At 42.5% G+C, this 23779-nt stretch carries 13 protein-coding genes; 10 read left to right on the forward strand and 3 right to left on the reverse strand.

Features of this window, described 5'->3' with window-relative positions:
- Positions 1-85 precede the first annotated feature (85 nt).
- The 9 genes from SANK73390_RS14180 to SANK73390_RS14220 all read left to right on the forward strand — a co-directional run bounded on the left by SANK73390_RS14180 (position 86) and on the right by SANK73390_RS14220 (position 18497).
- Entirely contained in the window at positions 86-1624 is a 1539-nt protein-coding gene (locus SANK73390_RS14180) for a phage baseplate assembly protein V (protein ID WP_462766706.1), read from the forward strand.
- Between the two features lie 34 nt (positions 1625-1658).
- Positions 1659-2063 carry a GPW/gp25 family protein gene (locus SANK73390_RS14185; RefSeq protein ID WP_261592123.1) on the forward strand — a complete coding sequence of 135 codons (405 nt, stop codon included), beginning with the start codon at positions 1659-1661 and terminating at the stop codon, positions 2061-2063.
- Between the two features lie 82 nt (positions 2064-2145).
- Positions 2146-5331, forward strand: a complete 3186-nt coding sequence (locus SANK73390_RS14190; RefSeq protein WP_462766707.1) for a hypothetical protein — start codon at positions 2146-2148, stop codon at positions 5329-5331.
- 120 nt (positions 5332-5451) lie between these two features.
- Complete coding sequence (locus tag SANK73390_RS14195; protein ID WP_462766708.1) at positions 5452-8175, forward strand: hypothetical protein; 2724 nt, start codon at positions 5452-5454, stop codon at positions 8173-8175.
- A 14-nt stretch (positions 8176-8189) separates the two neighbouring features.
- On the forward strand, positions 8190-13208 hold the full coding sequence (locus SANK73390_RS14200; protein ID WP_462766709.1) for an autotransporter outer membrane beta-barrel domain-containing protein: 5019 nt from the start codon (positions 8190-8192) through the stop codon (positions 13206-13208).
- Positions 13209-13210: 2 nt separating this feature from the next.
- Positions 13211-16945 carry a contractile injection system tape measure protein gene (locus SANK73390_RS14205; protein ID WP_462766711.1) on the forward strand — a complete coding sequence of 1245 codons (3735 nt, stop codon included), beginning with the start codon at positions 13211-13213 and terminating at the stop codon, positions 16943-16945.
- Between the two features lie 22 nt (positions 16946-16967).
- A complete protein-coding gene (locus tag SANK73390_RS14210) occupies positions 16968-17549 on the forward strand; it encodes a hypothetical protein (RefSeq protein WP_462766712.1) in 582 nt (193 codons plus the stop codon).
- Between the two features lie 52 nt (positions 17550-17601).
- A complete protein-coding gene (locus SANK73390_RS14215) occupies positions 17602-18072 on the forward strand; it encodes a hypothetical protein (RefSeq protein ID WP_462766714.1) in 471 nt (156 codons plus the stop codon).
- 116 nt (positions 18073-18188) lie between these two features.
- A complete protein-coding gene (locus SANK73390_RS14220) occupies positions 18189-18497 on the forward strand; it encodes a hypothetical protein (protein ID WP_462766715.1) in 309 nt (102 codons plus the stop codon).
- Between the two features lie 183 nt (positions 18498-18680).
- Here the strand turns inward: SANK73390_RS14220 and SANK73390_RS14225 are convergent, their stop codons facing one another.
- Entirely contained in the window at positions 18681-20840 is a 2160-nt protein-coding gene (locus SANK73390_RS14225) for a S8 family peptidase (RefSeq protein WP_462766717.1), read from the reverse strand.
- Positions 20841-21265: 425 nt separating this feature from the next.
- On the opposite strand from SANK73390_RS14225, the gene SANK73390_RS14230 reads away from it, so the two are divergent.
- Positions 21266-22453 carry a BaiN/RdsA family NAD(P)/FAD-dependent oxidoreductase gene (locus tag SANK73390_RS14230; RefSeq protein ID WP_462766719.1) on the forward strand — a complete coding sequence of 396 codons (1188 nt, stop codon included), beginning with the start codon at positions 21266-21268 and terminating at the stop codon, positions 22451-22453.
- Between the two features lie 476 nt (positions 22454-22929).
- On the opposite strand, the gene SANK73390_RS14235 is transcribed toward SANK73390_RS14230, so the two are convergent.
- Entirely contained in the window at positions 22930-23328 is a 399-nt protein-coding gene (locus SANK73390_RS14235; protein ID WP_462766720.1) for a DoxX-like family protein, read from the reverse strand.
- A 49-nt stretch (positions 23329-23377) separates the two neighbouring features.
- Entirely contained in the window at positions 23378-23779 is a 402-nt protein-coding gene (locus tag SANK73390_RS14240) for a DoxX-like family protein (RefSeq protein WP_462766721.1), read from the reverse strand.

Genomic DNA, 23779 nt, shown 5'->3' on the forward strand with positions numbered 1-23779 from the left:
ATGGACTTGCGATATACCATTACTGTTGAGGGTAATAAAGTCAGCGATAAGGTTGCTGTGCGAGAGGCGACTGTAAAAAAATGGCGTGAATCAAATTGCGCAGCTTTGTTTAGTCATAGAAGACGGTGATATGGCCAAAGAAACCTTTGTTAAAACAGACGAAGAGTTATTTACGATGGGTAAAGCCATTGAGTTAAAAGCGGGTTTTGGTGATGGTGAACAAGGCGTGCTATTTAGCGGCATTATTACCGCGCAAGGTATCGGGTTTGAACGGCAACCTTATATGCGCATAGAGGCGCGAGCCGATGCGATAAAGCTGTGCCAAAATGCTATGAGCAAACTCTATGATGAAAAAACCAAAGACAGCGATATTCTCAGTGACTTGCTGAGTACCTACGGTGCCGCTGCAGGGACCATTGCAGCGAGTAAAATAGAGCATCAACAGTTTTTAGTGGTTGATGAAAAGCCATGGTCGGTGTTTATGCGCCGAGTGTTATGCAACGGCTTTGCATTTTTTAATGATGGTAAAAATCAAGTAATAGATTTAGCAAAACATACCCCCACGGCCCATGAATTTAATGTTGCCATGGATGGCTGTGTTGATTTTTCTTTAAACTGTGATGTGAGTTCATACCTTAAAAAACACCAATTCAGTAGTTGGGATATTAAAGAGCAAAAGCTCAACGACAACGCCGATCCTGCTGCGCCTGCGGCTAAATTTAAAACTCACAGCGATGCGGATACTGCACTTGGTTTACCCGATACTTTACGTTTAGCGCAAGCGCCCATTGATAAATTAGAGCTAGCAGCCAAGGCCAGTGCTGAGCAATATTATCGGCTACTCGATATGTACCAAGGATATATTCGCGTTGATATGTCGGCGCAAAAAGCCCCAACCAAAGTTAAATTACTGGACGCGTTAACGCTCTCTGGTATTGGCAAGCAATATGGCGGGGATTACGTAGTGAGCGAAATTCATCACCATCTATCAAGTGATGGCTGGTTTAGTGAATTTATCCTTGGCCTTCCTTTAACTTTAAGCGTTTGGTCAGACTATGCACAACCTCGCTATACCCCCATGTTGGTGGGTAAAGTGACGGCATTTAAAGCCGATGCACAAGCGTTGCTACGTATTCCTGTTTTACTACCCAGTGCCAGTGGCGACAAACCAATTTGGGCTCGCTTAAGCAGCCCTTTTGCTGGTACAGAAGAGGGGTTGTTTTTACCCCCAGATGTAGATACAGAAGTCATGGTGGGATTTATCGGGGGCGATAGTCGACACCCTGTTATTTTAGGCGCGTGCCATAACCCCAAAGCTAAACCGCCGTTTGAATATGACGATAAAAATGAGCAACGAGGATTGTTTTTTAAAGAGCAAGCTCTAGCACTGCAATTTACCCTAAAAGAACCGTTACTTACGTTACAAGGTAGCGCCGATCATACGATTACTTTTGATGCTAAAGAGGGCTTTAAATTAACCCAAAAAGATATGACCTCCCTAGTTGCTGGGGAATCATTGATGATTGAAAGTAAAGATAAATCCACTTTAGAAGTGGCAAAAGCCATTAATGTAAAAACCTCAGATAGCATTACCTTAGAGGGCAAAGGCGTCGATGTGAAATAGCCTCAAACTGAGGTCAACAAAACAAGGAGTAGCAATGTTAAATCAAGCTTTTCTAGGCACTGGCTGGGGGTTTCCCGTGCAGTTTAGAAACCCAGCCTCAGGGCCCGTTATGGACAGTGGTGAAACCTTACTCAAGCAAGCGATTCATCTAACTTTAAACACTTTGGTGGGAGAGCGACCTTTGTGGCCAGATGTGGGTTCTGGTCTTGCCAGCTATTCATTCGCTGATGCAAATGAACAAAGTTTAGCGCAACTAAGGCAGGAGATTGCTACCGTATTGCTCAATCATGAGCCGCGTATCACCCTAGAAAGCATCGAATTTGATAGCGGTGAATTGTACGACGGGGTGTTGCTAGTTCAGTTGAACTACGTCGTGCGGCAAACCAATAGCCGCAGCAATATGGTGTTTCCATTCTACTTAACTGAGCAGTCAGTTTAGTTGCTCACTTAAGTCACCTTTTGTGAGCAAGCTGATTCTTTGTTTTGCTCTTATCAAACCTTTTATCTATCAAGGCACTATCATGGCTGTGAAGTCTAACAACAACTCCTCCGTTGCAACGCTCAATGCGGTTAACCCAAGTGAAATGGGGCGTAGTCAACTTGGGCGACATATCAAATCGTTATCTCGCTCTTTTTTTAATATCGAACCACGTACGGTAGAAGCTTGGTTAAAGTACTTATCGGTGCTGGCCAAACAAGTAAATTACATTGATGAGCGCACATTATCTGCCAGTGGTACGTGGGAAAATTTACTGCCTGAACCGCAAAAGCTAGCAGGTCTTGCTCAGCTTGTTGAACAAGGTAGTGCCGATGAGCAGATTAAACAGTTAGCGAGCCGTCCAGACATGGCGCTGTTGCTCACTTTTATTGATTTATTGCAACACAGTAATGCACAGTTTAATCAGTTTGTCGCACGGCATTTAGACCATTTTTATCGTGAGGTACTGCGCTTTGAGCCATTACCCGCAAGCGCAGACAGTGCGCATGTAGTGGTGTCATTGAATAATGTTGACGCATTAACTTTACCCGCAGGCACACAATTTGATGGTGGTAAAGATACTCAAGGCTCCCCGCTTGTTTACAGCACAGATGAAGTAGTGACGATTAACAAGGCCGCGGTGGATTATGTTGCCAGCGTGAATAAAATTAAGGCTTCTGAGCAACTTGGTTTAAATCAGCAGGTATTACTTGATAGTGAACAAGGTATTGTACTTGAGCAAAGCGAAGCTACTTTTGGACAAGGACTTGATGAGCTGACCTCATCAACTGTTGAGGTAGGGTTTAAAATTGCCTCACAAGATTTATTTTTAAGCGGTGGTACGCGTATCGTCAGCTTAGATTTTGGTGAGCAAGCACAGTTGCTCAACTGGTTAACTTGGTTTGATTTTTACATCTCGACCAGTGACGGGTTATTGGCTGTTGACGTGACTCAGTTAAATGTTGTTGAGCAACAACTGCAGCTCACTTTCGATAACTTATTTCCTGCCATAACGGCGTTGGAGGGTATGCCTATTGGCGCAGATAATGCCTTGCCGTTTATTTCTTTGGTGCTTAAAAGTGAGTATTATCAACAGCTATACAGCGATGAGTCCAGTGTATTTGCACGCTTTAATAGCTTTACTATCACGCAAATGAGTTTAACGACGCAAGTGAGTGGTTTAGCTGGCGTGATTGCGAATAATGCAGAGGTAGATTTAGATACTTCAAAACCATTTGAGCCGTTTGGTATTGCGCCAAGATTAGCCTCCAAAGTGCACTTTACTCACCCCGAACTAGTGACTAAAAACATTACTCATGCCAGTGTAGAGTTTGCTTGGTTAGATAGACCAAATAGTTTTAATGACTATTATCGTGCATACAGTTATTACTACAGTGAACAGTATAATTTGGATGAACGCTATTTTGATAGCAGCGCCTTGTGTGGGGCTGAGCAACCTTGCGAAGGCATTGCCTTATCGGTGGATGCTTTATTTTCAACTGATTGTAATTGCTTAACTTGGCCAGATACGGTGGTAAATATCACTCGCTCAGATGCAGGCAGTGATGCGCAAATTAGTCTTGAGCTGTTTTATAATGAAGGCGACGATACTCTACCTGATGTACATAATAACATCGCGATTAACACACTCACTTTTACGCATAATGATAATAATTCAATGCGTGATGTTCAGTTATTACCCCTTAATGAAACAACTGCCAGTAAATGGCCTAAGTACTATACTCTAGCTTTATCAGAGCAAGATTTTGCTCATAAAGATTACACCAAAGTCATTGAGTTGTTTGCCTATAAAAATGCTGGATCAGATAACCCTGTGCTGGTAAATGCCCCCTATACTCCTGTACTTGATAGTTTAACTTTGCGTTATCACAGTGAAAGTATTACTTCACCCGCACAAAGGGTGGGCAATGATATTTATGTTGAGCATATTGCGCCTGTCGGGCGGCCAACAGAGCAATTAACCCAGCAAAGTTTGTTGTCTTTATTACCTAAAATAGAAGAATTTGGTTATTTATATATGGCACTTAGCCAAGTGAGTACGCCGGGACAGGTTCGTATGTACTATCAGGTTGACCCCGTTGATGGTTACAACATGGGCGATAACCCCGCTTTTGTATGGGAGTATTTTAATGCGGGTTCATGGCATCGCTTTAAGCGCGAAGATTCCCAAGGTGAATCACAGGAGGGACGAGTGCTCAGAGATAGCACTTATGATTTGCTTGATTCGGGTTTGGTGGTGTTTTATTTGCCTCAGTTGAGCCAAAGTGGCTCATTCAACCATGATGGCAAATTGTGGATACGCGCAAAATTAAGCCATGGCCGTACAGAAGCACCAACTAGCTTTGATAGTCATACTTTTCCGATTTATTCCAAGCTTAAGGGTGTATTTACGCAAGGGTTGAAGGTTAGCCTAACCAGTCAAGATAATGATGCATCTCATTTTGAGCAGCCATTAGCCAGTGAATCAATCAGCAAATTGGTACTGCCCAATCCAAGCGTTGATACAATAATGCAGCCGTTTGCTTCCTTTGGTGCCAAAGTTGCAGAAACGACAGAGCAATTTGACCGGCGTATTAGTGAACGTTTGCATCATCGTCAACGATTACTCAGCGGTTGGGATTATGAACATTTTGTGTTACAGGCCTTCTCGCAGTTGCACTCAGTACGACCTGTGGTTAATTCGTCTGGTTTATCATTGGTAGTTGTACCGCTTAATCATGATGTGTCGGTGCTACAACCTAAAGTACCACGTTATTTAAAGCGACAAATTCGGGAGCAAGTAAATGCGTTGTCTGTGCCTAATTTAACGGTTAAAATTGATGACCCCAACTATGTTGAAGTGCAGCTCGAATTAATCGTAAAAATTGACCCGTTATACGACATTCAAAGTACCGTTATTGAACTCAATGATATGGTCGTGGATGCACTGACACCATGGAATAAGTTAGATAAGCCACTAGAGCGTACTATTTACTTAGCACCCATTGCGCAAGTATTAGAAACCCACCCTGCGGTGGATATGATCCAAGTCATTCGCGCCACTAAAAAAGGTCAAACAGCAAAACAATACAGCGTGATTAGCGCTGATAACCCGCACGATATTTTAGTGCCAGCACGCAATCATAAAATATCCCTTGCTAATACTTTAGGTGATGTATTTGAAGGCATTGGCAAGTGGGAGATTGAACTGGACTTTGTTGTTCAGTAAGTCCTACACCTCACTTAGTTAATTATCAAAAGAGCAAGCTCAAAAATAACTGAAAATACTTTTCACAGTTGTTGGTGGCGTGCGTCTTGTAATTATTCATACCACAAATTCAGGAATGTTATGGACAATCAAGCTTTGCAGATCTCAAATGCTGCGCCTAGTAATACGGGGCAAAATTTAGAGAAGCTGCGTCAGCAAGGCATGACAAAAATACAACAATTTGCACCCTCAACTTGGACCGATCACAACCGTTTTGACCCAGGTGTAACGGTATTAGAAGTGTTAGTGTATGTGTTGTCTGATCTCAGTTATAAACTGGACTATCCAGTCCCTGAACTATTAGCACAGCCGCACAGCGAGGGCAGTGTTAAATTTTACGAGCCCGAGCAAGTGCTGTTTAGTCACTGTGTGACAGAGGATGACTATCGGCGTCTTATTTTAGACTTACTCGATGTTAAAAATGTGCATGTGATGTCGCATCAAGTTGCAGGCTCAAGCACCACCGTTTTAGATTTTCAGGTGTTGTTATATGCGCCTGATGATGACAAAAAGTCAAACGTAACGGCGCTAGTTAATCAAGCGTTTAGCCTAGCGCGATGTGTTAACCACAGGCTTGGTGATATTACATTTTATGATATCAGTAAAGTGACTGTTGGCATGACCTTATCATTGCAGCTTGTTGACAATTTAGTCGCCTTATTAACAGAGTTATACATTTTAATTGGTCGCGAGATCTCACCTGACATACCTAAGCATTCAGCGCAGCAACTGTTACGCCAAGGTATGAGTGTTGAGCAAATTTATCAAGGGCCCAAATTACAACATGGTTTTGTGTTGGATGAAGACTTGCACAAGTCAGCCTATAGCGTCAGTTTGTTTAGCTCAAACATTTTAAGTGCATTACACGGCCATGAAAGCATTGAGCGAGTAAATGCGTTTCGATTTTCAAGCCAACAAGATAGTGCCGATGGTAATTACAATGCGCAAGACGGCTACGAGTTTTGGCAAATTCAATTTGGTAGTGATGACAGCGCGCAGAGAGTAAATATTGCGCAACTAGGCTTTGATGAAGAGCATTTCTTTGATGATTTAAGCTTGCTGATTGATGGACAGCCTTATCAATTGACAGAGCAAGATAAAGCAGCCATACGTCAAGGGTTGCAGGTACTAAATCACCCGCCAGAGCTGGCAAGTTCAGTGATGTTACCCAAGTTTGAGTCAGCACAATACTTGGCTCTGAGTGACTATCGTTCATTACAACATGAACTGCCAAAAGTATTTGCAATTGCCGAGCAAACCTTAGATGCAGATATAGACAGTGCGCAAAAAGCGCAGTTATTGCAATTTAAGGGCTACTTACAGTTATTTGATCAAATATTGGCTGATCAACACAAGCAGCTGGATGTTTTACCTGACATTCTATCGCTGCCACCTATCTCGTTGTTTGAAGGATTAGGTAAGCTACTAGATAGCATGTTAGCCAGTGAGTCGCTCAATGCTCAGCAAGTTGATTTGTTTTGGCAGCAGGCGTGCGCTTTACCACACTCGCAATTGAGTCAGGCATTGACGAATATTAGTGGTATTGAGCATTTGCTCAATACCGATGGATTATCGTACTGGCAAAGAGGAATGCAGCGTAGCCTTGAAAATGACTTTTCTATTGCGCAGTTAACTCGGTTAAACCAAAGCGTTGATCATTTACTAGCACGTTTTGCCGAGCGCCCGGTCGATAGCAATTTATTAAAATACCAAGCTGTATTTTCGTTTTACGCGCCAAGCTTAAGTAATGAGGCCGATCCAAGCCCAGCAGAGCCACTGCTTGAACGTTTGGTATTGCTGCGTCAATACATAGATAAATGTCGTTTACTCAGTGAGATTAGTCACCTAGGACAAAACCGTTGCCGTGGTTATGATTATTTATCAGCCGATGTACAGCTAAGTCAATGTAGTGCAATGGCTAAAGGAATTATGCGCCGCCTTGGTTTATCTCATCCTGCCCATATGCCGTTGGCAACACATAACCGCGAAAGCTTTTATCTGGTGGAAGGCAGTTTGCTGCAAAGTGAGCATTTTAGTGCTTTGGAGCGCGCACAATTGAGTAATAGTCTGTATTTTATGCTGCCAGATTGGACAACACGGTTTGCCTGCGTTGAGTTTCGCCAATTTGCCGAGCGTAAAATTCGTGAGTTGACCCCTTTGCATATGCCTGTTCACTGCCTATGGCTAGATAGAGAAAGCATGAGCTTATTTGAGCGCCTTTACTATGGTTGGCTTAACTACTTTTCGCAAACCCAACGCGAGCGTTTTGAGCTTTCAAATGCATCCGTAACTGCAATTGAACAGCAGCTAAGTAAATTGTTAGGTCAGTTTTTTACATCGCCTATACCGTTAGAGCCTAACTCCGGACCGATATGGCCTCTGTCAACGGTTATTCTTACCCACCAAGCAGACAAACTGGGCCTATGGGATGAAGTGAAAGAGACCATGGTCGAGATTTTATTGGTGTATTGCGATGATGACTCTGTGGATGAGTTTGTTATTGATGGTCAAACCAGTAGTGATATTTATCGTAGTGTTAACACCAATATTGATGCGTATGTTACGTATTTTCCCACTGACTTTAGCGCAGACGATATTTTTTACCTCAGTGCTCAACATTATATTGATGAAATTTGTCGGCCCAGTATTTCTGACCATGTCCAACAAGATAAAAGGCTGACAATTGGTTACTCGCCATTGGCCTATCTAAAGCCTTTGTATCCGGTGTCTATTTCAACCATTAATTCCCGCTCAACTGAGCAGTCTAAGTTTATCGTTGCCCACAGCAAGCCAAATCGTATTTAATCAAGGAATAACTAATGAACACATTTAACGAGCAAGAAGCTGCGCATTCTGCACAATCAACCACCGTGGTCGAAAAAGAAAGTCGACAATCGTTAATAGATAAATTTGATGATTTAAAAACCCCGACGGGGGATGATTTTGAAGCCATGATCCGCTCAGGCTTTAATCAGGTCGATGACCCTATTCAAGTTGTTGAAGTTGATGGTCAAAGCGAGTTAGACATATCGGCACCTGTTACTGTGCGCTCAGACATACACACGGATGAGCAACTTAATTTATCTGCTGATGAATTAAGTATGACAAATGGCCAAGCGCAAACGTTGAATTTAAATAGCGACAGCATGCAAGTATTTGATGGCGTGTTTTTGCTTTCTAAAACGGATGAGAAATTACAAATTGCGGGCACGGTACAAGCAAATACGCTCAATGCGACCGAGCAAGTAGATACCGCACAACTCAATGCGGATGCATTGCTGGTTAAAAATAGCGATGCAGAAATTTTGCGCGCTGAGCTTGATGAAAATAATAATCCTAAAGTGACGGTATCGGGTGAGGCGCACCTTGCGCAATCACTTTATGTGACAGACACAACTAATACTGCACATTTAGCAGCATCAGCATCATCAACACTTGCCAATGCCAGTGCAAATACCTTGGTGGTTGCAGGTACAGCGACGCTTAACGGTATGCTTGCAGGCCAAAATGCGGTATTTACCGGGCATGTTGAAGCGCGTGACACATTAGGTGTTGGCATAGATGCGCAAAGTACACAGGCTAAACTACATATATCTAAAAGCAGTAGCGATATGGATGCATTACTGCGAGTTGATGATTATAACAACGATACAACGCCATTTTTTATTAACTCCGAAGGTAAGGTCGGCGTGGGCACAACGGAGGTTGCTGCCAGCTTTCATGTCGCTGATGATGCCCTTTTTGGTGATATTCAAGACGCATATTACGTTAAGCTCAATGGTCAAGATAAAAGTCACTTTGCAGGGAATGTGAGTGTTTCTGAGTCGATGGCTATTGGCGGCGAAACGCTGCCTAGTGTGGATAAAAGTTTAGCGGTTGAAGGTAACTTAGCGATTGGCAAAACCAACGCCTCGGCTAAGCTAGATGTGCAAGGTAGCGTTAACACTTCATTACTGAATGTAGGAACCAGTGCAGCACAGTTTATTAAGATAAGTGATGCGCCATTGCAAAACGAGTCAAAAGTGACCGTCTATCAAAAGACTAGCATTAAAGATGACTTGCACGTGGAAAGTGATATAACGGCAACGAATGTCACTACGAGCAATCACGTTAGCGCAAACTCGGCAACCATAACGCAAGATTTAGTGGCAGGTGCAACGACTGTTAGTGACTTAACGGTGAATACGCACGCCACCATTGCGCAAAAAACCACCACCAATAAACTTTGGGTAGGTGACACTCAAACTGGAATAACAGAGCAAGATACGGCCGCAGGCGCATTGCTCAATACAACGCTAACGGTTAAAGGCTCAGCACAATTTACAGATATTACGGCAAGCGCTGATATTAGCACAGACACTGCCTTACATGGCCAAAGTGCGCATATCTCACAAGGTGTGAACATTGGTGAGCAAAGTACTATACCAAGTGGTAAGTTAGTAATTAAAACAGCAACAGAAGAAGAATCTGCGCTGTTGATAAAAGATTACGAAGAAAATCCATTACTGCGCGTGAAAAAACAAAGTGTTCAGGTGGGGAGTGAGATGGCTCCAGTGCCTGTCAATGTTAAAGGCACTGTAACGGCGCCAAATGTTGAGATCACGCAACAAGCGAATATCGGATCAGCGCAGGTTTATAGCCAACTTAATATTGCCTCAAATAATGAGCAACCGAACTGGGAAAGCAACGCTAAGCTTGCTGTATTAAGTAATCCAAGCAACGCCTCAGGTGTAGAGATAAGTCACTTTAATGGTCAAGCGGTTACACCTATTATCACCAGCAAAATGGATAAATTAGGCCTGTTTGAGGCTAACCCCATAAAGCCTTTGCATGTAGGAGCTGACGCGCTGTTTGCAAGCTCTGTAGATTTTGCTAGTGACATGAATGTGCTAAACAATAATGGCGAAGCCATTTTCAGCGTCAATGATATGAATGTGACTGTGGGCAGCAGTAATTTTGCCACACCATTTAATGTGCATGGCGATGCTGATATTTTTGGCAATACGGATGTTCATGGTCAATTAACTGTGAGCATTGATGGTAATCCATTATTAAGCACGACCAACTCGCAAGTAAATATTACCCAATTGGGCGAACAGGCGGCAGTCAAAGTGCAGCATGGTACAACAGACTCAGCCACTTATATTGCAGCTGGTCAACTTGCTATCAATCAGCCACTACCAGAGTCTGATGTGAACTTTGCGCTAACAGGTCAAGCCTGTGTTGCTGGGCAAGTGCAGATAATGGGGGAAGAGTTTGTAGGTGAAGAGTTTGCGCTTGAGGTGCAAGGCGACACTAAACTAAGCAAAAAACTAACCGTTGCTGGTGCGGGCCAAATTGATGATGGTTTGTCGCTTAGCGTAACCAATAACAGCGCGCAACTACCAAAAGACGCCTTATTTGTGCAAGGTTCTAGCAATCTGAGTGGCACTTTATCTGTAACAGATACCGTTGATTTTTATAATAACTTAACGGTAACAGATGGCATTGCGACCTTTACTGGCCCTTTAAATGCCAATGGTTCAACAACGGTTGATAATACACTTACTGTGAATGGCCGTGCGAGTGCGATGGGTGGCTTAATAGTTGCGCAAACCGAAACTGATAATGCGCTATTAGTTGAAGGGTTAGCACAATTTGATACTCATGTAGAGATAGATGGCGACTTAAATCTATCTGATAAACCTGCCCAGGCACGAGTGCATATTCAAGAGCAAGGAAAACGAGGACTGTATATTGAAAGGCAGGGAGGCCAAACGGGGTTAGTGTTTAATGACGGTCGATTAGGAGTAGGCGTCGAGCGGCCAGATTATGCACTTGATGTGGCAGAAGACAGTCAATTTAGAAAAGATGTAGAGATAAAGGGTCGATTAGAAATTGATGAAAGTTTGCATGTAGATGAATATGCCAGCTTTAGAAGCAATATTAATGTGCATGGTAACTCGGAACTCGCCGGTGAGGCGCGCTTTGGTTTACCTTTTAGTAGCGTGAGCGATGAAGCGCCAACAGGCATGCCTGCGGGTATCGCGCAAGTGGCCATTGATCAAAATCACTTTGCAAAGGCTTTTGCCGTGTACCACCAAGGTGAAAAGCCGGTGGTGATTGAAGACGGTAAGCTGGGTGTGCAAACCGATAGCCCAAGAGAGGCACTGGATGTTGCAGGTAATGCTTTGATCCAAGGGGATATTATTCTCAATGGTAAACTTCGGGGGTCAGGTCGAGTTGAGTGTTTTGATGGCGCAAAAATATTTGGTGATGTGGAACTTCGCTCCGATTTAACCGTTAATGACGATGTGCATTTAAAAGACACTTTATTGGTTGAAGGACAAGCCACTTTTAACCGTCATGTTGAAGTAAAAAGCGACAGCACCTTTCAAGACTCGGTTAGGTTAAACGATGAGCTTTCGGTACATAAGCATACGTCACTACGTGATACGTTAACTGTTGCTAAGCAAACAACGCTGCAAGGCGGACTTAATATTGACGGCTTAGAAGTAGGATCACAGGTTACTATCACGCCTGCATCTACGTTTAACAATGCTGTAACTGTGCATGGTGAAGTTAATTTACATAGTCCGTTGTACACAGAAAGTAACATAGCGGCACCTTCTCTATCAGTCTCTGGTGAACATGTTATTCATGTTGAGTCGAATACAGCTTCTGCCCCATTGAGTATTCAAGCAAATAGCACTGATGCGTTGCACATAACCCCTGAGGGTCATGTCGGGGTTGGTACGCAAACTCCAGAGTGCAAACTTGATATAGAGGGAGATGTACGGGTTCGCAATACATTGACCGTTGATAGCGGGCTAACTTTTGCAGAAGACGCCAGTATACAAAGCGATTGTAAGGTTAGTGGTGCATTTAGCGCGACAACGATGCAACTGGGTGACACTCAACTCGTTGATAGTATTTCAACTGATGTTGAGCTTGGCGGCGAGATGTCATCCAACGAGATGTTGGCAACACAGGCCGCGATAAAAGCTTATGTAGATGCACACTGCTGGTCATGGGCTGAAAGTAATAAAGTATTGTTGGTACAAAACCAGCAAGAGTTTGATGATGTTATGAGTCGAGAAATACTCTGCAATGTGACTATTTTACTCTTACCGCATACCAGTCATCCACAAATGAACCGTGCCTACAAATTGAAGCAGCAAGTGCGTATTGGCTCAAACGTGAGCATTATTGGCTTTAATGAACGAGAAACTCGCATTGTGAAAGAGCATGCAGGGTGTCGCTTTTTAATTCATGGGCAAAGTGATGCGCTGGTTAAAAGCGTTGAAATGAGAGGCTTCACCTTTGATGGTTCACTCCTTAATGGCGGGTTGTTTGAAGGAAATGGTGGTGCGTTCCACCTGCGTTATGTACAAAGTGCCAAACTCAACTGTGTGATTGAAAACCACCACGTAAGTGGTGATGGTGGGGCAATTTACGGTGAGTCTGAAGTCAGCGCAGTAGAAGCGGGCAATATTAAACATTGTTCAGCCGCACGCCAAGGTGGTGGGGTGTTTGGTGTTAAAGAGTCAACGCTCACTGTGTCATTATGCCGCGCTGAATCTGGCGCAGGGGTTGCGTATTGTGATGACAGCCAAGTGGTAGCGCGTTCCAATACCGCGGTGCTTTATGGTGGTGGTGCTTATAAATGTCAAAACTTAATGGCACAGGGCTACTGGCGAGGTAACCGTGCTGAAGCAGAGGTAGGGCATCATATTTACAGTGCTGGATGTGATACAAGTCATGATGAGCATACTCACCAAGATTACTGGTGGCATGGCTTGTATATAGACGGCCCTGTGATGTGTGGTGCTCAACCTTGGCGCAATGATCACATTTAATTATGAAGCTAACCATTAAACAGCTAGGGGCCGATATACAGGCCCCTCCATCTGCTTTGCGTGCCTCAGGCAGCAGTTTGGAAGATGTGCAAAATCAATTTTCAGATTGGTTGATACTGGGGCTAACACAAATGGATTGGCCTGAGTTAGATGAGCCTAATTTACCCTTAGATGCAATTAAGTTACCTGACATAGATCTTGATTTAACCGAAATTGACTGGCAGTTTGTGATGCTTGACCCATTTGCTGCGTTTAAACAGTATGTTTATCCTCAGCTGAGCGACAGTATTACCAAGCAGCTAAAAAACGCGGTGCAGCAATACGGCAAAGAGAACTCCCTTCAGCAAGCTGCAATACATCGCCAAGGGGTAACTCGCTATAATAGCATTTTACTGAACTTGCTCACCATATTGAGTAAACAAAAGCCACAGAGGGGGGTGACCAAAGCAACACTTCGGCTTGAGCTAAAGCGGCAGTTAAAAGAAGCGCTTGAAACATCGTTCAACCCACTAGAGAAACTACAATTACAGCCTAACTCGGTGCAGCTTAGGCATAGGTTGGTACAGTTATGTTACCAAGATAAAACGCTATTACCGTTGCTGGTGGCACCGCTTTATGAGGTGCACGAGCAACAGAGAGTCACTCAACTGTTAACTTGTTTAAGTGCCGCGCAATGTGAGCGATTTATTAGCTTGTTAGAGTTTATGACCCTAACCACAGGGCACGCTGAATTACAGCAACACCGCACGTTGCTACTCACTTTACATGAGTTATTTATTGCACATAATGGATTTAGTGAGCGGTTATTACAGCAAACCATTATCGTTTTAAAAACGTCTAAACACGCACAAATGCTCAGTATGTGGTGTGCGCTAAACAAAAATCAATGTAATCAAAAAGCATTGAGCGATTTACATCGAATTGTAAGCACAGTGGCACAAAAGGCAGATTTAGCAATTGACTTGGTAGGCCATACTGAGTTTGCTCAAAGTACAGATATGCAGCTAAAGCCAGCGACCAAAATAACCGCGATAGGAGCACAACAACAGCAAATTTTAAAACAGGTATTGTTGTTATTACAGATACTTGCCAATTCTCATATGTTACCCAAGCAGCAGCTAAAAGCGTGGTTGGCGCTGCAAACAATCCGCGTAAATCAAACCCAGTTGAGCGTCAACTTAGCCTCTAAATTGGATCAGGTAACACAAGCATTTGGCGATGCTTTACGCTATAAGCAAGCGCCGCACAGTACCCTTGAAAAAATAGTAAAATTAGCAGCAAAATTACGCACTCAAAGTCACATGATTAGCAGTGTCAATGGCAACAAAAGAAGCTTATTAAAACTTTATAGTTTATTAAGTAGATTACCCGATGTACCCGTTTTGTTACTAGAACTACCGCTTAAATGGCAAGCAGCGCAAGCAATATCAGAGCGAGCATTGCAAAGATGGCTTGATGATGCAAGCCAATGGAGCCTGCAATATCAGCGTGTGGTAACCAATAAACAATTAAGTGAGTTTGCTGTAAAGGTTAACGACAGTGAGCTTGTCGCTGCTTTAAAGCGGACAAAGTCTTGGCTCGCGCAGCCTCAACAAACTCAGGTTTTAGCTGCGGATGAGCAGAGGATACTGGTGAGCGTAATTGAGCAGTTAAAAAGCTTACCGATTCAAACGGGGTCAAGTTTATGGTTGCAATTGCAAAGTGGTATTGTGAGTAGACCCCTACTGAATAGGGTGATCGATACATTGCTCAAACAATGTCAATATGCTTGCTTAGATAAATCATTCGCACCCACTATCGCACTGGCTATTGATGAAGCGCAGTTCGAAAAAGCGGTGAGTGAGCGTTTAGATAAGCTTTATGAGCAATTTACGTGTGGTTTGGACGATATGATGCAATGCTTTGAGCAAGAGCAAGCATTGTCACCAAAGCAAACCACTGCGAGTAACTGCAGCTCATTAATTTGGCAATGCTGTAATCGAGTTGCTCATATGGCCGCGTTTGGGCGTGAATTGCAACTTTGTTATCTGCCATCAGTACAGCGTATTTATGGGTTTGTTTTAAAGCAGCAAGTGTGGCTTGTTAATGAGCTAAATAGTTTACTTGGAGCAGCAGAGCAAGGGGCGCAAGGTAGGCAACTGCAACAGTTAATTACCCAGCATGTGCAATCACTCGATTTGATTAAAAAAGAGCTGGTTCAAAAACTACCACTTATAGAGCGTATTGACACAGGCTTGGACGCTTGGCTTATGCCTTTGGTTAACCATGCAACCAAGCAAATTTCAGAGCTGGACAGCATTTGGCTAAAACCTGTTAAGGCGGCCAAGGTTGCTTCCTTAAACATGACAAATCAAGGCTATAAGCACACCACTGTTGCGCAGCCACTAAACCAGTTACAGCCAATGGCAGATGAAATTCATAATGTAACTCAAACCTCAGAAGTGGGTGAAGCAAGCTTATCAAATAGGTATAATCGCGCAGATACGCAAGCTGTTAGCGGACATGCAGAGCAAGATTTGACTGTAATAAGGCATGATTATGGCGTGTCAGTTTCCCGCAGTGTGAGTAAAACCAATGATCAATTACATCGTGCTACATTATCCGATACGCAGGCCAGTGAAAACGGTCGTGATGACGTATTGGCAAGCATAAATTGTGATACCAAAGAAATACCGCAATCACGGCACGATTCGACTCACAATACGGTAACTAAAAGCGGTGGAAATTTAGTTCATCCGCATGATTTTAGTGTGCTCAGTAATACTTTTGACAGCCATAATCAAGACGAAGAAAGTAATGAATTAAGGCAAGCCCAAGGCACTCATGGTGAAATTGATACTGATACAAGTAAAGGGTATGAAATAGCGCAGCATGTTCAATCATCTATCGATTATGCTGCGCTCGAACAAGCTCCTTTAAATAAGCAAACACACTTTTCATCATCGAGTAAATCAAAAACATTCTTTAATGCTTTAGTAACGGTTGAGCACATTGATGACGCGCAACAGCTTCTAGCACATCTAACACAGCAAATTCATACGCATTCAACACCACAAAATTTTGAGCTCAAACAAGCGATTGAGCAAAGCCAAAGTCAGTTGGCAAAGCTTGCCAGAACAACCCGTTTAAAAGCCAGTAAAGAGATTGTTCAAAACATGATTGCACAAGTTCAATCACAACTTGCGCAATTACAGGTCATCAGTGAGCAGCAAAATAACCCAGAGTCTTTTGATGTGGGTTTAGTGATTTTATGGCCTTTTTTGCCCACTTTGTTTACCAAGCTTGACCTTGTGTATGACAGTGGGCATGAAAATGAAGGGCAGTTTAAAAATGATGACGCGCACCTGCAAGCACATGCAGTGTTGTGTTACATCGCAAATGTAGACCCGCTAATTGAAGAGAGCTTAACCGTGAATGCTTTACTGGGGTTACCACTGGACACTCAAGTAGATCAGCTTATTGAGCTGAATGAACCAACCATGATGGCAATTGACTACATGCTACAGGCACTAGTGAGTCGTTGGCAGATATTAAAAGGCATGCCGGTTGATGAGTTTGTACGCATGTTTATTACCCGCGAAGGGACGGTGGAGCAAACCGAATCGGGTTGTCATATTAATGTTGTAACTATGCCGCAAGACGTTTTAATGTCGAAACTGCCTTGGGGGTTAGGTATGGTGCAATTACCTTGGTTGGACCAAGCGTTACTCCACATTGAATGGAAATATGGTTTTTAATAACAAGTTACAGAGGATTTTTATGCACACATATAATGAAGGTAACACCCATGAATTGATCCTTGCCCATCAGCATAGATTACAACTTTATGAGGTAGCTAAAGCAAAAGCTGATAATACTCGGTTAGTGAGCGAATACGATAGAAAGCGATACCTTGATGAACTGTTTACGCAAATAGTATTAGCACAGTTAGGTGGTGCAAAAACTGAGCTGGCAAGTCATGGTTATGCCAGCGATATAGTCACAAAAACAGCGCAGCTAGAAACTAATAACACTGTGATTGATTTAATTTATGAGGTTACTTTTACATTTAGTGGCAGCTTGCAAAGTGATGGAACATTTGGTGCCGACGACAGCCAAATGGTGTTTTTCGCGCCCTCAGGCAGTCACCATATTGCATGCCGTTATAAAACCGCGCAATTGAGCTCTCAAGTGCAGGCATTATATTTTGACGATGAGGGGTACAGTCATTTTCTTACTCATGGTGGCTCTAGAGCTTTGTGTCATGATCATAACAATAGCCAGTCAGAACTGTCTTCTATGATCAGTGATTTTATCTCTCTTATTTTTATTGAAAAAAGAGGTAACTTAAGCCGTATTTAAAATCACGTTTTACGTGCTTTTACGTCATCTAAAAAAGTCCCAAATGAGGTAGATGATGGCAAGTTATGCGCAAGCATTTAAAACGGTGATGACATTGAGCGGCCCAAAAAAAGACGCTTTTTGTGTTGCGCTAGACCAATTATCATGTTGGCAAACAATGAAAGCCGCTGGGTTTTCTCAACCTGAACTATATACGTTATTTAAACAGCAATACTGTGAAGAAATTTGGCTGCAGTTAAGGGGTGATGAGGTCATTCGCCAAGATATCGCTAATTTGCTATTTAAAGCATCGATCAATGGGTATGTTGATGTATTGCTTAGCCAATTGCAGCAGCATTTTGTTTTACCCATCAGCGGCCAAATGTGCGACCAAACGTTGTTGCATATTAATCAGCTAGAGCATACTTCCTTGGCCAAATGGCTGCGTTTAAGCACGATTTACTTTGACCTGTTAACCCCTAATCAAGCAATACATTCAGATTTAAAGTCAGCGGTGCATAACCCAAGTTACTGGTTGCATTAATTTAACGTCTTCCTTACCTCCCTTCCTCTCCTGCAAGCTGTTATGGCTTTGTAGCGACTAAATAATGGAGGCGCAAGCCTCCTCCCTCCTAAAATTTTACAGTCAATGGAGTAATTTTGATGAAAAAAAATTTTACCGGTACATCACCCCCCTGTGGTGATGAAGATCCTAAACCTGAAGAAAAGCCTAAACAGCAACCGAAGCATATTACTTCGGTACAAGATACTGTACTGATGTTATTAGGTAAATGGATAATGCCTACCACGGTTGTATTGGTACTCGTGACGTGTATTTCGGGTTATTTTCTAGAAATGGAAGCCTTTACGGCGATTGTTGGAATGACATCTCCTGTGGTTATGGCATTAATAATGGTGATCAAGGAAGCGCTAACAAATGATAGAGATAAGCATAATCGTAAAAAATAATTTATCAATAGGTATGAATAGCTCCAAGAATTACTTACGTATTAAAAAAGTATTGTTAGGGTACAGGGGGATTGAAATAAAAAATCGGTCATGCCATATGGTGTGACCGATTTTTTTTTGCCTAACTAAGCGTCTTATTTTTAATGTAGACACTTAGTTAGAGTGTTGGGGAAACTTCAATATTTATGGGTTGTACTGCGCGTTCAGTGTTAACCCAGAGAAGCTGCTATACGCATTTAAGCTTAAGTGCCATTTACCCGCTGTTGGGTTGGTAAATGTACATACTTCAGAGTTGCCATTGTTCCAAGAACGACACTCATAGCTTGAAGACGTTGGTTGTGACCCTTGTTTTACATACAAGTCAGCGTCGCCTGAGCCACCCGATGTTGTAACAGTGAAGTTCGTCATACCTGCTGGCACATCAATAGTGTAATGAAGCCACTGACCGCTTGTGCTTGAAAGGTTACTTTCAGTTGCCCCACCTGGTTGTGGCGGTGTTGGGTTAGAGCCTGAGGTAATATCTGCTTGCAGGTTAACTTGTGAGTATGTTGAATAGGCTTGTAGCATCACCCAGTATTTACCCGCTGTTGGGTTATCAATGGTACAGGTTTCAGTGTTACCCGACTCCCAAGAGCGACAAACATAGCTGCTTGTAGTTGGCTTTGCGCCTGCTTGTAAGTATAAATCTGCATCACCGCTACCACCGTTCATGGTAACATCAAGTTTGCTAGCACCTGCAGGTACATCAATGTAGTAGAACGTTTCGCTATTTTTGGCTCCACTTAGGCCTGTTTTAGCAACACCATCTTCAAGTGCTTCTTCTACAGGGTCAATAATAACACCCGTTGCAGCTTGCACAGCCGCAGCAGCATCAACAATACCAGTACCACAGCTATTACATGTTGCAGGGAAGCTACGGGTTGTGTCTTTTAAAATAGTTTCAATTTCATCTGGTGTTGCTGTGGGTTTAGCTTGCTTGATTAGTGCCGCTACACCTGCAACGTGAGGGGCAGCCATTGATGTGCCTTGTGAGTAGTGATAGCTATCTGCAACTGGGCCTGTGCTACCAGAGTTGTGCGTAGATAACACACCCTGTGAATCATTAGCAAAGCTTTGCGCGCCGCCTGGTGCTGCAACGTCAATAGATGTACCAAAGTTTGAATAGTAAGCGCGACCACCACTGCGGTTAACTGATGCAACGTTTACCACACCATTACAGTTGCCTGGATTGTAGTTATTTGCGTTGTCGTTATCGTTACCCGCTGCAATAACAATCACTGAACCATTGTTACGTGCTTGGTTAATTGCATTTTGTGTTGTGGCACTACAGTTACCACCACCACCTAAACTCATGTTAATCACATCAGCAGGGTTTGCATTTGCAGTAGTGCCAGACACAGACCCACCAGATGCCCAAATGATGCCATCAGCAATGTCTGAAGTTAAACCACCACATTTACCAAGTACACGTACAGGAACTACTTTCGCATCGTATGCTACACCAGCTACACCCTCACCGTTATTGGTTACTGCAGCAACAGTACCCGCAACGTGTGTGCCGTGCCAACTAGAGTCTCTATTTGAGCTAGGTACAGGGTTGCCACTACTGTCAGTGCCGCATTCGCCACGAGTTGTTGCATCACCAGGGTCTCTTGCATCGTTGTCACGCAAGTCACCATCATTGGCAACTAAAGCGTTTGAAATCATGTCATATCCTGGCAAAATATTTGCGTTCAGGTCTATGTGTGGGCGGTAACCTGTATCAAGTACCGCTACCGTTACACCTGTACCCGTTGCACTATCCCAAGCCGTAGGTAGGTTTAAACCACCATTTGCTTCGTAGTAGTGCCATTGGTCGTTATAACGTGGGTCATTAGGCGTAGCAAATGGTTGTAACATTTGGTCAATTTCAATGTATTCAACGTTACCAGATGCTGCAACCTCTTGCATAAATGCATTTGCTTCGCTTGGAGACAGCTTTCTATCAACGCGCATAACATGGTGATTACTTAGCGCCATTGGGCGAACATAGTGTGTATTTACATTTGACTTTTTACTTGTAAAACCTTGTACAAAGCTTTGTGCTTGTTTGTTCATTGCCGCTTGTGACACTGTTGCACCAGAGTCTGCGTGAGCTGCCATGATTGATTGGTTGTTATTTTTATACTTAATGATGAATTGCGTACCAAGTTTACCTTGGTGTTGTAACTTAGTCGAAGTTTGCGCAAAGTTGATATTACCCTGAGCTGACAAGTCAGTATTAGCAAAGGTTGTGTGTGCCGTGAACAGTGTGGTCATTGCAATGGACAATGCACCTAATTTGAATTGCTTTGTTGTTGTCATTTGAGATTCCCTAACATGTTGTTGTTTTATTAAATTTCCTCTGCGTAAGTGCAAGGGGAACGTTACAGAACGTAAAGTTATGGTTAACTTTTTAAAAGAACTGTTTTGTTATTTACATTGGTAAATTGGTTATAAGCAGATGGCTATATGATAATTAAATTACATTAAGCGGTTGTTTTTTAAGCTTTTGCTCTACACTTTTACAAAGGTATGAAATATTAATTTGTTATGTAAATAAATGTAAATGTAACTACCTTTTTACTGTTTTGGTAAAAAAATGTTCAATTGCAGTTTGCTTTACAGCTATTTTATGTGTTTGTTTTTTGTTCAATGTGGGCGCGGTAACTATTTGATGTAATGAGTTGTTCTGACTTGATAAATAATCTAGGTATAATGCATTCATAAGATGGTTGTTTGAGTAAAACATGTCACAGTTTGATGTAGTAATTATTGGTGCGGGTGCCGCAGGGCTAATGTGTGCGGCGCAAGCAGGGTACCGAGGTCGCTCGGTTGCAGTGCTTGATATGGGTAAAAAACCAGGCCGAAAAATTTTGATAAGTGGCGGTGGGCGCTGCAATTTTACTAATGAAGGTGCCTCACCGAGTAATTATCTGTGTGGTAATCCACACTTTGTAAAGTCATGTTTAAGTCGTTATACCCAGCACGACTTTATTGAACTAGTCGATCGTCATGGTTTGGCTTATCACCACAAAACTTTGGGACAGCTATTTTGTGATAACAGCGCACAAGATATTGTTGATATACTTACAACAGAGTGTGACTGGGCAGGTGTACAGTTATTTTTACGCAACGAAGTAAGTAACGTACAAGCCAAAGAGCAAGGGGGATATATTGTCACTACTTCAGAGCAAATCTTTGAGTGCGAGTCGCTCGTGGTTGCTGCTGGTGGCCTGACTATGCCTAAGCTTGGCGCAACCCCAATTGGTTACAAAATTGCCGAGCAATTTGGATTAAAATTATTACCAACTATGGCTGCATTAGTGCCATTTACCCTGCACGAACATGACAAAATACGCTTTGATGGTTTATCTGGGGTGAGTGTTCTATGTGAAGTAAGTAGTGAGTGTGGCACTGAATTTAAAGAAAACATTTTGTTTACTCACAGAGGCCTCTCGGGCCCAGCAATTTTACAAATATCATCATTTTGGCGCGCAGGGCAGGTTGTGACCATTAATTTATTACCAGAGCAAAGTCTAAATGACACCCTTCACCAATGGCGCAGCGACAACGGTAGTAAATCGCTTAAAAACGCCTTAGGGACTATTTTACCCAAGCGTTTTATCGAGGTATTGATTACGGAGCAAGCCATTCCAGATAAAGCCCTGAACCAGCTCACCCACAGTGAAATAGACGCCATTGCCAACTACCTACACCATTGGCAAATAAAACCCAACGGAACCGAAGGCTACCGCACCGCCGAAGTGACGCTCGGCGGTGTTGATACTGATGAACTCAGCTCAAAAACCTTTGAAGCCAAAAAGCAAAAAGGCCTATATTTTATCGGCGAAGTTACCGATGTAACTGGTTGGTTAGGCGGGTATAACTTCCAATACGCATGGAGCTGCGGCTTTGCCGCGGGGCAAGAGGTTTAGTGTTGTGTTGGAACAATAAAGTTTGCCCATAGACAATAAAGCTTGTCCTTAAGGAATTTTTTAAACAATATGTTCTGCGCAACTACATCAGGACACTTTTCTTAAGGAACTTTGTTCATACTCTAATGGTGATAGATCACCATTAGAGTATGAAGCCTTTCTATATTGTAACTTCTATAACTGTTTGGATAAAAAGAATAGCGAAATAACCTTGGAATCAACAAACCAGTATAATTATAGAGCAAGATAATAGCTATATGAGCGAGCAAGAACGATGTTCAAAGCAATGCCATCTTATTCTAGTGTTTCTAAAATACGGACGTGGCCAAATATCAGCAACAGAATTAAAAATGAGAAATTGATCATAAGAGCGTTATTTGATCAACAAGGCCTCCAAGCATTACAAAGCTTGCAGATACCATCAAATATAATCACACAGTCATTTATATCAACGTTAGGAGGATACTTTTTGACAGTCATACCTTCTCCTTTTTGTGCTCTTTTTTTATTTCTTTCTTTAGCTCGATAAGTAAAATCAAACTAAAACCAATTAGAGCAATATTGGTGGTAACTGGGTTAAATGCTTCAATAAGAAGTTGTGGCTGCAATATTGCGACAAAACATAATAAGCCAGAAAGTCCAATAATATTTAATGAAATTACCGTTTTATTACGATAAAAAATGAAGAATAAAACTCCGAAAGCAACTTCTCCAACACCCGCTGACTTAGTAACTAAATAAGAAAGCTCGTTCGATAAACCAATGCTGGCAGTCATGGTTTTTTCTAATGGTGCAATATGAACAAGTTTTGGAAAAATCCCATGATATAACCAACTAAAGGAAATAATGAATCTTGCTATTTGTAATGATGACAAAGTTGGCCTCCTATTTTTGATTTAAACTAATTATTTAGTTGTCAGGTTCTTATTGAGGGTGTATTAAACCACTGTCAACATTGGCGATGTAAACGTAACCAATCAGAACAACAATAGGTATATTCTTGGTTATCGGCCCAAATGGATGTAACCAAAAACTCGCATCGATAATGGTTAAAATTATCGTATAGAGCGCTATCACTGCTACTTGCACAATGCAGCATAACTTTGTTTTTACTGAGCTTAGAAGCCAAAGCCCAAGTACAATATCTAAAGCACCTCCAGCATAAACGGAAAAGTCTGCCATAGAACCTGTGATATTGGCGCTTGCTAGAATCTCATAACCAATCTCAGGAGAAAAATAAATTGAAGTTAGCCCTGTAAAAACCCATAAAAAGGCCAGTGAATAAATCGCAGGTTTATATAATTTTTCTTGGCCATCTTGTTTCAT

The organism is Pseudoalteromonas sp. SANK 73390, assembly GCF_054966645.1.